We start from the raw sequence: 13,301 nt of genomic DNA, 5'->3' as shown, positions 1-13,301 counted from the left end.
TTGTGCTGAGTGCCGAGCTGAAAGCGTTTTACATGGTGGCCCGCCTGGGCAGCATCACGCTGGCGGCGAAAAAGCTCGGCCTCAGTCAACCGACCGTGACCACCCAGATCCGTAATCTGGAAAGCCAGTATTCGGTGGAGCTGTTCTATCGAGGTGGCCGGCGCCTGAGTGTCAGCGACGAAGGCGCGCGGCTGTTGCCGATGGTCAAGGCGCTGTTGCAGCAGGAGGCTGATATCGACTTCTTCCTGCGCAACAGCGGCCAGGTGCAGGGCACGCTGCGCATCGCTGCCACCGCACCGTATTACATCCTCGATCTGGTGAAGACCTTCCGTGAGCGCTTGCCTCAGGTGGAGGTCTCGGTGGAAATCGGTAATTCCCAGCAAGTGCTCGAAGCGCTGGAGGATTATCGGGTGGATGTCGCGGCGTCGTCGCAGCTGCTCGACGATGCGCGGCTGATCCGCCGGGTGCTCGGCAGCGATCCGCTGGTGCTGGCGGTGCATCGCAATCATCCGCTGGCGGCGCACGACCATGTGACGCTGAACGCCCTGGCCGGGCATACCCTGTTGATGCGCGAACCGGGTTCGACTACCCGTCGCCTGACCGAAGAGTTGCTGGCCGATGCCGGAGTGAGTTTCGGCCCGTTGCTGGAGATCGGCAGCCGTGAATCGATCCGCGAGGCGGTGCTGCGCAATATCGGCATCAGCATCATTGCCCGTCAGGAAGTGCCCCATGATCCGCAGTTGCGGGTGCTGACCCTGGAGAATGCGCCGCAGATTCCCGAATACCTCTACTGCCTCAAAGAGCGCAAGAATGCGCGCTTGCCGGCAGCGTTTCTCGGGCTGGCGCAGGAAATGTCACCGGCCTGATCAACCAAAATCCCTGAATACCACTATCGGTCGATTTTGCCTTGTTGCCATATGACCGACGCATTACAACTCTAGGATCTGCCTCATCCGCTTGATGAGGCCTGTCCATGAACCCTGCAATCGCAACTGCCCTGACCAACTCCGGCGCACCGATGAAAGTGCGCGGCGTGCAGAAGCGCTTCGGCGCCTTTACCGCGCTGGATAACGTCTCTCTCGATGTCGCGGCCGGTGAACTGGTGTGCCTGCTCGGCCCGTCGGGCTGCGGCAAGACCACGCTGTTGCGCTGCATCGCCGGTCTGGAGAAGCAGGACAGCGGCGAGTTGTACCTAGGCGAGCGCGACGTTTCCCACCTCGCGCCACAGGCTCGGGACTACGGCATCCTGTTCCAGTCCTACGCGCTGTTCCCCAATCTGACTGTCGAAGCGAACATTGCCTACGGCCTCGCCGGCAGTGGTCGCGATGAAGTGCGCCGTCGTGTCGGTCAGATGCTGGAACTGGTCGGCCTCAGCGGCAGTGAGAAAAAGTACCCGGGCCAGTTATCCGGCGGTCAGCAGCAACGTGTGGCACTGGCCCGCGCCCTGGCGCCGGCACCGTCGCTGCTGTTGCTCGACGAACCGATGTCGGCCCTCGACGCACGGGTTCGCGAGCATTTGTGCACCGAGCTGCGCCAACTGCAACGCAACCTCGGCATTACCACCCTGATGGTCACCCACAATCAGGACGAAGCCATGCTGATGGCCGACCGCATCGCCGTGATGAACAACGGCAAGGTCGAGCAATACGCCACCCCGCAGGAAATCTACAACCGCCCGGCCACACCGTTCGTGGCCGAGTTTGTCGGCCAGGGCAACTGGCTGCCGTTCCAGCGCAGCAGCGACAGCCACGCCAAGGTCGGCGGGATGAACCTGCGCCTGGCCGACGGCAGCGTCCACAGCCCGTCGGGCCGGTTGTTCTGCCGCCCGGAAGCGATCAACGTCAATCCGTTGGTGCATGAAGAAAACCTGTTCCCGGCCAAAGTCCGCGAGATCACCTTCCTCGGCAACCGCTGCCGCATGAGCTTCGAGCTCGATCAATTGCCCGGTCACGCCTTGCTCGCCGAACTGGCGCCGGAAGCCATGCCGCGCCTCGGTGCCCGGCAGATCATGGTCGCGCTGCCGCCGCGCAGCCTGCAGGTGTTTGCCTGATGAGCGCGAACATGGCGCTGCCGCTACCGCACAAGCAGGCGCGGCAGGTGTCCGGGGCCGAGGTCGGCGACCGGATCTTCGTCCTCGGCGGCAAACTCCTGCTGCTGGTGCTGCTCGGTGTGGCGGTGCTGTTGCCCTTGCTGGCGATCTTCTGGCGCGGTTTCAGCAGCGAAGCGGGGCAGGGTGGTGGCTGGCTGGCCGCGAGGGAGCTGGTGACCAGCGACAACTTCCATTGGCTGCTCGGCAACAGTCTGAAGGTTTCCCTCAGCGTTGCGGCGATTGTCGTACCGCTGGCCTACCTGTTTGCCTACGCCCTGCAACGCACGTTGATTCCCGGCAAAGGCATCTGGCGCGGGATTTCACTGCTGCCGCTGATGGCACCTTCGATGCTGCCGGGAATCGCGCTGGTCTATCTGTTCGGCAATCAGGGCCTGTTGCGCGGGCTGCTCTCGGACAACATCTACGGGTTCTGGGGGATTGTTCTGGGTGAAGTGATCTACACCTTCCCACACGCCTTGATGATTTTGCTGTCGGCGCTGTCGTTGGCGGATGCGCGACTGTTCGATGCAGCGTCGAGCATGGGCGCCAGTCCGGCGAAGGCCTTTCGCAGCATCACCTGGCCGGCGACCCGCCAGGCGGTGTTTGCCGCGTTCTGTCTGGTGTTCACCCTGACCATCACCGATTTCGGCGTGCCGGTGGTGGTCGGTGGCGACTTTCAGGTGCTGGCGCTGGAAGCCTACAAAGCCGTGGTCGGCCAACAGCAGTTCGGTCGCGGCGCATTGATCGGCATGGTTCTGCTGCTGCCGGCGCTGTTCAGCTTCGGTGTCGATGCCTGGCTGCGTCGTCGTCACGGCGACTCCATGAGCGGCCGCGCCCAGGTGTTCAAACCGGCGCCATCAAAGAAGCGCGATGCCTGTTATCTGGCCATCGTCCTGCTGATCAGCGCGGCGTTGCTGCTGGTGTTCGGCATGGCGATGTTCTCCTCGCTGGTGAAGTTCTGGCCGTACAACCTGTCGCTGTCGCTCAACCACTACCGGTTCAACGAGACCGCCGGCGGTGGCTGGCTGGCCTATGGCAACAGTCTGAAGATGGCGCTGGGCACGGCGTTGGTCGGCAGTGTGCTGATCTTCACCGGCGCCTATCTGATGGAAAAGACCCGCAGCCAGCGCGGGCTGAATCTGACCCTGCGCATGCTCAGTTTCGTACCGATGGCGGTGCCGGGGCTGGTGCTGGGGCTGGGTTATGTCTTCTTTTTCAACCTGACCGGCAACCCGCTGCACATGCTGTACGGGAGCATGACGCTGCTGATCGTCTGCACCATTGCTCACTATCTGACCACCGCGCAGATGACCGCCACCACCGCGCTGCGCCAGCTCGATGCCGAGTTCGAAGCCGCCGCACTGTCGCTCAAGGCACCGCTGTACCGGCATTACCTGCGCGTCACCGTGCCGATCTGTCTGCCGGCGCTGCTGGACATCGTGCGCTACCTGTTCGTCTCTGCGATGACCACCGTGTCCGCCGCGATCTTCCTCTACAGCCCCGACACCATCCTCGCCGCGGTGGCGGTGCTGAACATGGATGACGCCGGCAACGTCGGCGGCGCGGCGGCGATGTCGACCCTGATTCTGTTCACCTCGGCGGGCGTGTCCTTGCTGCTGGCGTGGGCTTCGCGCGGCTTGCTGCGCCGTTCCCAGGCCTGGCGGCAAACCGCGCCCGGCCACTGATTTTCCCAACCTCAACTCAAGACAGGAAAACGATCATGTTCAAGCCTATGGCCCTGGCCGCTGCTGTGCTCGCTACTTTCAGCCTGAATGCCTTCGCGGCAAAAACCGAGTTGACGGTGTACACCGCCCTCGAAGCCGAGCAGTTGAAGTCCTACAAAGAGGCTTTCGAAAAAGCTAATCCGGACATCGAGATCAAGTGGGTGCGTGATTCCACCGGGATCATCACCGCCAAACTGCTGGCCGAAAAGGAACGTCCACAGGCTGACGCGGTGTGGGGGCTGGCGGCGTCGAGCCTGGCGATCCTCGATCAGCAAGGCATGCTGCAAAGCTATGCGCCGAAGGATCTGGGCAAGATCGGCGCCAACTACCGCGACGCCGCCAACCCGCCAGCCTGGGTCGGCATGGACGTCTGGGCCGCGACCATCTGCTTCAACACCGTCGAGGCCGAGAAGCAGGGCCTGAGCAAACCGGTGAGCTGGCAGGACCTGACCAGGCCTGAATACAAAGGCAAGATCGTGATGCCGAACCCGGCCTCGTCCGGTACCGGTTTCCTCGACGTCAGCGCCTGGCTGCAAACCTTCGGCGAGAAGCAGGGCTGGGCCTACATGGATGGTCTGCACCAGAACATCGGCCAGTACGTTCACTCCGGTTCCAAGCCTTGCAAACTGGCGGCGGCGGGCGAGTTCCCGATCGGCATTTCCTTTGAATATCCGGCTGTTCAGTTGAAGCGTCAGGGCGCGCCGCTGGACATCATCCTGCCGAAGGAGGGGCTGGGCTGGGAGATCGAAGCGACTGCCGTGATCAAAGGCACGCCGCATGAAGAAGCGGCGAAGAAACTGGCCGACTTCTCCGCCAGCGCCCCGGCGATGGATCTGTACAAGGAAAACTTCGCCGTCCTCGCCCAGCCGGGCATCGCCAAGCCACAAACCGAACTGCCGGCCGACTACGAGCAGCGCCTGATCAAGAACGACTTTGCCTGGGCGTCGAAGAACCGCGACGAGATCCTGACCGAATGGCGCAAGCGCTATGACGGCAAGTCCGAGAAAGTCGCCGCGAAATAACTGACTCACACATCTGTGGCGAGGGAGCTTGCTCCCGTTGGAGCACTAAGCGGTCCCGAATTCTGCAAACGGGCACTCTGCTGAATTCACGACGGCTGCGCAGCCGAGCGGGAGCAAGCTCCCTCGCCACAAAAACGGGATTGCGTTATGACTCATCACAAAGACTTGCTGATCGTCGGCGCCGGCATTCTGGGTCTGTCCCACGCTTATGCCGCTGCCCGACGCGGCCTCAAGGTCACGGTTTTCGAACGCACCGCCACACCACTCGGCGCCTCGGTACGCAACTTCGGCCAGGCACTGGTCACCGGTCAGCCACCGGGTCCGATGCTTGAACTGGCCAAAGCCAGTCGCGAAATCTGGGGGCAGTGGGCGCAGCTCGCCGGCCTGCAACTCAAGCGCAATGGCTCGTACCTGTTCGCTCGCACTGAGGCGGAAGAACACTTGCTCGAAGCCTTCTGCGCCGGGCGCGCCGTGGAGCACGACTACCGCGTCGAGCTGCTGCGCGGTGCCGCGATGCGCGATCTGTATGGCGGCCAGTTCAGTCATCACCGCGCCGCTCTGCATGGCCTGGACGATCAACAGCTGTATTCCAGGGAGGCGATTCCAGCGCTGATCGAATACCTGCGCCGTGAACTCGGCGTCGAGTTTCACTTCTCGACGCTGGTGCGCGACGTCGAACCGGGGCGCCTGTACAGCACTGCCGGGATCTTCAATGCCGAGCAGATCATCGTCTGTTCCGGCCACGATTATCAGACCTTGCTGGCCGAGCCGATTGCCGCACTCGACCCGCAAATCTGCCGTCTGCAAATGCTTCGCGCCCGGCCGCAGATTGACCTGAACCTGCAACACGCCTTGCTCACCGGCCTCAGCTGCGTGCATTACGGCGCCTTCGCCGACCTGCCGGAAGCGTCTGAGGTGCACGCGCAGATCCTGCGCGAGCAACCACACCTGCAGGAAAACGGCATTCACCTGCTGATCAGCCCGACACCTTATGGCGAACTGATCATCGGTGATTCGCACCATTACGGCAGCGATCCTTCGCCGTTCAACGCCGAGCAGGTCGACAACTGGATGCTCGAACTGGCCGAACAGACCCTCGGCTGCAAGGTGCAGGTGGTCGAGCGCTGGCAGGGTGTCTATGGTTCCCGGGGGCCGGGGCCGTTTTCGTTCCTGCGTGCGGCACCGGGGCTGAGTGTGGCGCTGATGCACAGCGGCGTCGGCATGAGCGTCGGCCCGGCCATGGCCGAGCGCAATGTTGCACAGCTTTTTGGAGAGCGTTGATGTTGAGTCACGAACAAGTCATCGCCCGGGTATTCGGGCTCTATGAGCGTTTTGGCACCAGCGATTACATCGGCGAACCGGTGTCGCAGATTGAACACATGTCCCAGGCCGCGCAACTGGCCATCGCCGAAGGCTTTGACGATGAAGTGGTCCTCGCCGCGTTCTTCCACGACATCGGCCATTTGTGTACCGAAGGCGCGGAGAACATGGACGGTTACGGCGTGGTCAGCCACGAGCGGCTGGGTGCGGATTATTTGCGCGAGGCCGGATTCAGCGAACGCCTGGCGCGGCTGGTGGAGTATCACGTCCAGGCCAAGCGCTATCTGACGCTCAGGGAGCCGGGCTATTACGAACGCTTGAGCGAAGCCAGCCGCCGCACCCTCGAGTATCAGGGCGGGGTGATGACCGAGGTCGAAGCCGATGCGTTCGAGGAGGATCCGCTGTGCGCCATCAGTCTGCGGATGCGCCAGTGGGATGAGCTGGCGAAGGAGATGGACGTGCCGGTGATGGATCTTGCCGTGTTGAAGCACAAGGCTTTTACCGTGCTGTCCCGCGAGACGCGCTGAACCTTCTTACGTCAAGCCGGGAAACGGTATATGGCGCGTGCTGCCCCTTCGGCCCAGACTGTTTTTTTGCGGAGGGAGCGCACGGATGCGTTTTTTGAAAGTAATTGCCCGGGATCGATCGGGCAGCGGCGCAGGGGGCACTGTCCAGTTGCGCTTTCATGACAGCGAACAGGATTGGCGCGAAGCCTCTGCCCGTGAAGTCGCGCAACTGCGCAGCTTCACCCGAACCTATCTGAAATGCGCCTGGTTCAACGCGGCCGACGAGGACACGCGACATCTGCGGATCTTCGCTCTGAACCCCGGCGGCTATGGAACGCCGGAATCAGTAAGGCTGCACTTTCATCAGGGCGAAACCATCGCTTACAAGGCCGCCGTCCACGGCCTGGATAACGATGGCGGCTTTGAGGTTGTCCTGTGTTCGGACGTCGACAACGACGGGCGCGCCGATCGCACCGATCGCAGCCGTGTGACGGCGCTGGTCAAGCAATTCCTCAAGTTGGGCTGGTTCTAGAGTTCGAGGACCGTGCTCACCAACTCATCGATCTGTTCCTGACGCTGAGCCTGATTCAACTTCGGATGCGGGTTGAGCGACGACCATTGCGGATGGGCCCGGGCGATGTTCAGTGCGTCCGGCAACTTGCCTTCACGCCAGGTCTTGTCCTGCGGCGTCGCCACCTGAACGGCATCCATCGCTGCATGACCACGGGCATTCAGCGCTTGCAGCAGTTGCCGCTGACGCAGGGCCAACAGGCGCAACACGTTGTCGTCGACCGTCAGTTCACGTTGTCCCTTGATCTTGCCCAACAGGCGATTGCCATAGCTGCGGGCGGTTTGCAGGGCGCCGCCGGCAATTGCACCGGCCAGCGCGGCGGCGCCAAGGGTGATGCCGCCCACCAGCAGATCCACCCCGGCGCCGGCTGCCGCGCCGGCCGCGATCCCGCCGCCGACCCGCACGCCCAGTTGCTTGAGGGTTTCCGGGTTGAACAGGTCATCGCCCCAACGCCCGTCGAGCAGCGGCAGATCGCTGGCGGCAGCGTCCTGCGGGCGGAAGGCGTAGAGCTTGAGCAGCGTTTCTACACAACGTTGTTCGCGTTGGCGCACGTCCTTGCGCAGATCGCTGATGGCTTGTTGTTCCTGCTCGGCTTCGGTCGCCACACTGCGCCGGCATGCGGCGCAGTCGATCAACAGTTCGGCGATCAGGCGTGCAGCACTTTGCTCGCGGGCGAGGCGCTGGGCCTGTTGATCGGCGATCAGACGTTCAAGCTGTGGGCGGGCATTTTCCAGCAGCAACGCGAGGCTTTCATACAGTCGCCGCTCGCCATCTTCGGGCGGGGCAACGCTGTCGAAACGCACCAGCGCATGCAGGCCGAGACGCGCCAGCGCTTCACGCCAGTCCGGCTCGCGGTGGTTGGCACTGCTGACGAAATTCAGCACCGGAAGCAGCGGCTTGCCGCAACCGGCCAGCACTTCCAGTTCATCGCGGTACTTGGCCAGCACCGGTTCGCGGGCATCGATTACATACAGGCCGGCGTCGGAGTCGAGCAGTTGCCGCAGCACCTTGGCTTCCTGTTCGAAACGCTGGCGTGCTTCGCTGCCGTCGAGAAACCGCGCCAATCGCGCCGGGCCATCGAGGCGTTCGCCGGGGCGTTCCAGGCGCTCGAGAAAATCCAGCAGGGCGATGGCGTCTTCCAGGCCCGGTGTGTCGTAGAGGTCGAGCAACGGCTCACCATCCACCGACAACCGCGCACCTTCGACATGCCGCGTGGTGCTCGGGCGATGGGACACTTCGCCGAAGCCGACATCGCGGGTCAGCGTGCGCAGCAGCGAAGTCTTGCCGACATTGGTGTGGCCGACCACCGCCAGTTTCAGCGGTGCTTTCCAGGCATCAGTCATGTCCATGCTCCAGCCAGTTCAACGGGGCGCTATCGGCAAATGGCAGCTCAAGCTGTTGCAGCGCGACGTGCCAGTCACCGAGGCGCTCGGCGTCCAGGGCTTGTCCTGGCGGCGCCTGCAACAGCCAGATCCGGGTCGCGGCGGCATTGCGCGCCAGCTCGGCGATCAGCGCCAGACTGCCGCGATCCGGCGAGCGCCGTGGGTCGCAGGCAATTGCCAGTCGCGCCGGCGGAAAGCGGCTGAGCTGTTCGAGCAGTTTGTTGCGCGATTCACGGCTGTCGAGGATGCCGGCGTTGCCGACGTTTTTCGGTAGCGTCGGTGGCCATGTCTGTTGATCGTCGAGTTCGATCGCCACCAGCAACGCGCCATCGCTGGCGTGTTCGCCGACGGTGCTTTCGACACGGTGCAATTGCGCGGGCTCGGGGTCGGTGATGCCGAGGCGTTCGCTGGTCGGCATCAGACGTTCGCGCAGCTGCGCGTAGCCCGGCAGATTCAGGTCCAGACGCAACCCGGCTTTGCCACGACTCCAGCGCCAGAAGCAGAACAGTGCCAATAACAGACGCGGCAGTACGCCGTACACCACCAGCACACCGACCAGCCAAGTCGCCCAGGCCTGACGGGCGCTTTCGATGTTCAATGCGGTGTCGCCGCTGGCGCGGATCATATCCACGGTGGGCACGTTGAACCCCAACAGCGCCGGCAATGCGCCTAAGGCCCGGGTCATGTCGATGAACGTATCGGCACTGAGAATCGTGGTTTCCCAGACAAAGCCGTAGCGCCGGGTCGCCATCAGCGTCAGCAGCAAAACCAGCGCGCTGAGCATCGCCAGCAGCCACAGGCCATTGACCAGCGTGCCGAGCGCCCAGCGATTGAGTTTCTGACGTTGCAGCATCAGCAGCAGGGCCGGCGCCAGTTGCGCAGCCTTGGCATCGCGGGCGAGTTTTTCACTGAGCCACAGCCACAAGCGGCCAAGGGTGGCGCCGTGTTCACCAGCGAAGATCAGCCCCAGCGCCCAGCTCAACAGCAAGATCAGATTCAGCCCGAGCAGGCTGCCCAGGGCCCAGAACACATTGACCGGCGTCTGGCCCAGTGCAGCGAAGGCCAGACCCGCGCCGCTCAACACGGCGAGGATCGCCAGCAACACCAGCGCCAGCCGTGCGCCCTGCAACCAGTGCTTGAGCGCCGAGGCCAGGCCATCGCGCTCGGCCAGCCACAGGGCGCGGCGTTGAATGCGTCCCGACAGATCGCCGCCGGCCGCGCGGGCCAGGCGATTGGCTTCCGGATCGTCCAGCGGGCCTGCGTGTTCTTCGCGCAGGCGCACGGTTTCAGTGAGCCAGAGGTTTTGCAATGGAGTCAGTTCAGTCACGCGGCATCCCGATGCTTGATTGAGCCGTGAGCATAACCGCTGTGGCGCTTATCGGGGTAAGCGCGGCTCTGGTATCCTCGCCGGCATGACTAAATCACTCCCCCTCAGCCTGATCGCAGCCCTCGGTGAAAACCGCGTGATCGGCGTCGACAACAGCATGCCCTGGCATTTGCCGGGGGACTTCAAATACTTCAAGGCCACGACGCTCGGCAAACCGATCATCATGGGCCGCAAGACCTGGGATTCACTGGGTCGTCCATTGCCGGGCCGTCTGAACATCGTAGTCAGCCGTCAGCAGGATCTGGTGCTGGAAGGTGCGGAAGTCTATCCGTCGCTGGACGCCGCCGTGGTGCGCGCAGAGCAATGGGCGAAAGAGCAGGGCGTCGACGAGTTGATGCTGATTGGCGGGGCGCAACTCTATGCGCAGGGGCTGGCACAGGCGGATCGTCTGTATCTGACTCGTGTGGCACTGAGCCCGGAAGGCGATGCGTGGTTTCCGGAGTTTGATCTGAACCAGTGGAAGCTGGTGTCGAACGTGCCGAATCCGGCTGAAGGCGACAAACCGGCTTACCACTTCGAGGTCTGGGAAAAGGCTTAGAACCGTGGCGAGGGAGCAAGCTCCCTCGCCACGAAGGTCAATCAAGCCTGAGCAAGCTCCGCATGCTCATCGGCTTCCAGCAGTGCCTTGTCGGTCTGCTGCATCACCTGACTGGTAATCGCGCCAGCGGTGATCGAACCACTCACGTTCAGCGCCGTACGGCCCATGTCGATCAGCGGCTCGACCGAAATCAACAACGCCACCAGCGAAACCGGCAAGCCCATGGCCGGCAGCACGATCAGTGCCGCGAAGGTCGCACCGCCGCCCACGCCTGCCACACCGGCCGAACTCAAGGTCACGATCGCCACCAGCGTCGCGATCCACAGCGGATCCAGCGGGTTGATACCCACGGTTGGCGCAACCATCACCGCAAGCATTGCCGGGTACAGGCCGGCGCAGCCGTTCTGGCCGATGGTCGCGCCGAACGAGGCGGCGAAGCTGGCAACCGATTGCGGAATGCCCAGACGCCGGGTCTGCGCTTCGATGCTCAGCGGAATGCTGGCGGCGCTGGAGCGACTGGTGAAGGCAAAGGTCAGCACCGGCCAGATCTTGCGGAAGAAGCGCAGCGGGTTGATCCCGGCCGCCGACACCAGCAAGCCGTGCACCACGAACATCAGGCCCAGACCGAGGTAGGACACCACCACAAAACTGCCGAGCTTGATGATGTCCTGCAGGTTGGAACCGGCCACCACTTTGGTCATCAGCGCCAGCACGCCATACGGAGTCAGCTTCATCACCAGACGCACCAGGCGCATCACCCAGGCTTGCAGGGTGTCGATGGCGTTGATCACTTTCTGACCTTTCTCGGCGTCATCCTTGAGCAGTTGCAGCGCGGCAACCCCCATGAACGCGGCGAAGATCACCACGCTGATGATCGAGGTCGGCTTGGCCCGTGCCAGGTCGGCGAACGGGTTCTGCGGGATGAACGACAGCAGCAGTTGCGGCACATTCAGGTCGGCGACCTTGCCGGCGTAGTCGGTCTGAATGGTTTGCAGACGGGCCATTTCCTGCGTCCCGGCGACCAGGCCTTCGGCGGTCAGGCCGAACAGGTTGGTCAGGCCGATGCCGATCAGCGCGGCAATTGCGGTGGTGAACAACAGCGTGCCAATGGTCAGGAAGCTGATCTTGCCCAGCGACGATGCGTTGTGCAGACGGGCGACGGCGCTGAGGATCGAGGCGAACACCAGCGGGATCACGATCATCTGCAGCAGCTGTACGTAACCGTTGCCCACCAGATCGAACCAGCCGATCGAGGCTTTCAACACCGGGTTGCCGGCACCGTAGATCGAGTGCAGCGCGACGCCGAATACCACGCCCAGCACCAAGGCGAGCAGGACTTTTTTCGCCAGGCTCCACGAGGTGTGACGGGTTTGCGCCAGACCGAAGAGCAGGGCGAGGAACACCAGCAAGTTGAGAATCAGTGGCAGATTCATGGGGACTCCAGAAAAGACTGTGCCAACAACCTTCCGGGGCTGTTGCGAACCGGCAAGCCTAACAGCTTGATTTCCAATGATTTAATACCGAAATCAAAGGTCGTCCGTCGTTTTTGGAATAAGCGGGTGTCGCTCTCGGGGATGCACCTGGCGTGAAACGGACGTGGACGGTCGCTGACAGACGAGGACTGTCACATTTATTTGTTAGCGTCGATTTCTTTGACCCGGGGAGAAAGCGTCGATGAAGTTCACACCGAAATTTCTGGCTGTCGCACTGACTGTGGGAATGGGCCTGGCCACTCAGGCATTCGCCACCGACCTGAAACACTGGCCGGCGGATCAGGCCAAGGCACTCGACGCGATGATCGCGGCCAACGCCAACAAGGGTAACTACGCGGTGTTCGACATGGACAACACCAGTTATCGCTATGACCTCGAAGAATCGTTGCTGCCGTTCATGGAAAACAAGGGCCTGATCACCCGCGACAAGCTCGACCCGTCACTGAAACTGATGCCGTTCAAGGACACCGCCGACCACAAGGAAAGCCTGTTCAGCTACTACTATCGTCTCTGCGAAGTCGACGACATGGTCTGCTACCCGTGGGTGGCGCAGGTGTTCTCCGGTTTCACCCTCAAGGAACTCAAAGGCTACGTCGACGAACTGATGGCCTCGGGCAAGCCGGTACCGGCGACTTATTACGAGGGTGATGTGGTCAAGAACATCGATGTTCAGCCGCCGAAGGTATTCACCGGCCAGGCCGAGCTGTACAACAAGCTGATGGAGAACGGCATCGAGGTCTACGTGATGACCGCCGCCTCCGAAGAACTGGTGCGCATGGTCGCGGCCGATCCGAAGTACGGTTACAACGTAAAACCGCAGAACGTGATCGGCGTGACCACGTTGCTGAAGAACCGCGAGACCGGCGAGCTGACCACCGCACGCAAGCAGATCACCGCCGGCAAGTATGACGAAAAGGCCAACCTCGGCCTGGAACTGACCCCGTACCTGTGGACCCCGGCAACCTGGATGGCCGGCAAGCACGCGGCGATCCTGACCTACATCGACGAATGGAAAAAACCGGTGCTGGTGGGCGGTGACACCCCGAGCAGCGACGGCTACATGCTGTTCCACGATGTGGACGTGGCCAAGGGCGGTATCCACTTGTGGGTCAACCGCAAGGACAAGTACATGACCCAGCTCAACGGCATGATGGCCAAGCATGCAGCGGCTCAGGCCAAGGAAGGTTTGCCGGTGACGGCGGACAAGAACTGGGTGATCGTGAAGCCGGAAGAGATCCAGTAATCCTCAAGGCAAAAAAATGCCCCGCA

The 13,301-nt window shown here is 62.5% G+C and carries 12 protein-coding genes; 9 read left to right on the top strand and 3 right to left on the bottom strand.

The window, feature by feature from the left end; all coding sequences use genetic code 11:
• The first annotated feature begins 2 nt into the window (after window positions 1-2).
• From ACK6BI_RS02050 to ACK6BI_RS02020, 7 genes are all read left to right on the top strand, one after another.
• Window positions 3-866: a LysR family transcriptional regulator gene (locus ACK6BI_RS02050; RefSeq protein WP_409315812.1), complete on the top strand. Its 864-nt coding sequence runs from the start codon at window positions 3-5 to the stop codon at window positions 864-866.
• Between the two features lie 107 nt (window positions 867-973).
• Window positions 974-2,050, top strand: a complete 1,077-nt coding sequence (locus ACK6BI_RS02045; RefSeq protein ID WP_409315811.1) for a putative 2-aminoethylphosphonate ABC transporter ATP-binding protein — start codon at window positions 974-976, stop codon at window positions 2,048-2,050.
• Window positions 2,050-3,774 carry a putative 2-aminoethylphosphonate ABC transporter permease subunit gene (locus tag ACK6BI_RS02040; protein WP_409315810.1) on the top strand — a complete coding sequence of 575 codons (1,725 nt, stop codon included), beginning with the start codon at window positions 2,050-2,052 and terminating at the stop codon, window positions 3,772-3,774. The genes ACK6BI_RS02045 and ACK6BI_RS02040 overlap by 1 nt, the downstream gene beginning before the upstream one ends.
• A gap of 35 nt (window positions 3,775-3,809) precedes the next feature.
• Window positions 3,810-4,835 carry a putative 2-aminoethylphosphonate ABC transporter substrate-binding protein gene (locus ACK6BI_RS02035; protein WP_409315809.1) on the top strand — a complete coding sequence of 342 codons (1,026 nt, stop codon included), beginning with the start codon at window positions 3,810-3,812 and terminating at the stop codon, window positions 4,833-4,835.
• Between the two features lie 147 nt (window positions 4,836-4,982).
• On the top strand, window positions 4,983-6,116 hold the full coding sequence (locus tag ACK6BI_RS02030) for a TIGR03364 family FAD-dependent oxidoreductase (protein WP_409315808.1): 1,134 nt from the start codon (window positions 4,983-4,985) through the stop codon (window positions 6,114-6,116).
• Complete coding sequence (locus tag ACK6BI_RS02025; RefSeq protein ID WP_409315807.1) at window positions 6,116-6,682, top strand: phosphonate degradation HD-domain oxygenase; 567 nt, start codon at window positions 6,116-6,118, stop codon at window positions 6,680-6,682. Before ACK6BI_RS02030 ends, ACK6BI_RS02025 begins: the two co-directional genes overlap by 1 nt.
• 85 nt (window positions 6,683-6,767) lie before the next feature.
• Entirely contained in the window at window positions 6,768-7,193 is a 426-nt protein-coding gene (locus tag ACK6BI_RS02020) for a hypothetical protein (RefSeq protein WP_409315806.1), read from the top strand.
• Here the strand turns inward: ACK6BI_RS02020 and ACK6BI_RS02015 are convergent.
• Window positions 7,190-8,575, bottom strand: a complete 1,386-nt coding sequence (locus ACK6BI_RS02015; RefSeq protein ID WP_409315805.1) for a GTPase/DUF3482 domain-containing protein — start codon at window positions 8,573-8,575, stop codon at window positions 7,190-7,192. The two genes, ACK6BI_RS02020 and ACK6BI_RS02015, sit on opposite strands and share 4 nt — an antisense overlap.
• Complete coding sequence (locus ACK6BI_RS02010) at window positions 8,568-9,941, bottom strand: DUF2868 domain-containing protein (protein ID WP_409315804.1); 1,374 nt, start codon at window positions 9,939-9,941, stop codon at window positions 8,568-8,570. Before ACK6BI_RS02010 ends, ACK6BI_RS02015 begins: the two co-directional genes overlap by 8 nt.
• Before the next feature lie 85 nt (window positions 9,942-10,026).
• On the opposite strand from ACK6BI_RS02010, the gene ACK6BI_RS02005 reads away from it, so the two are divergent.
• Window positions 10,027-10,539 (top strand): dihydrofolate reductase, encoded by a 513-nt coding sequence (locus tag ACK6BI_RS02005; protein ID WP_409315803.1) that lies wholly within the window; start codon window positions 10,027-10,029, stop codon window positions 10,537-10,539.
• A 41-nt stretch (window positions 10,540-10,580) separates the two neighbouring features.
• Here ACK6BI_RS02005 and ACK6BI_RS02000 read toward each other — a convergent pair whose 3' ends face one another.
• Window positions 10,581-11,972, bottom strand: coding sequence for an L-cystine transporter (locus ACK6BI_RS02000; protein WP_065258914.1), 1,392 nt, complete (start codon window positions 11,970-11,972; stop codon window positions 10,581-10,583).
• 241 nt (window positions 11,973-12,213) lie between these two features.
• Between ACK6BI_RS02000 and ACK6BI_RS01995 the strand changes: the two genes are divergently transcribed.
• Window positions 12,214-13,275: a haloacid dehalogenase-like hydrolase gene (locus ACK6BI_RS01995; protein WP_260521397.1), complete on the top strand. Its 1,062-nt coding sequence runs from the start codon at window positions 12,214-12,216 to the stop codon at window positions 13,273-13,275.
• Window positions 13,276-13,301: the final 26 nt, after the last annotated feature.

This window comes from Pseudomonas sp. KCJK9016, from assembly GCF_046231795.1.
Lineage (GTDB): Bacteria > Pseudomonadota > Gammaproteobacteria > Pseudomonadales > Pseudomonadaceae > Aquipseudomonas > Aquipseudomonas bananamidigenes.
Note: the sequence above shows the minus strand (reverse complement) of the source record. Positions and strands in the feature narration are given on the sequence as shown.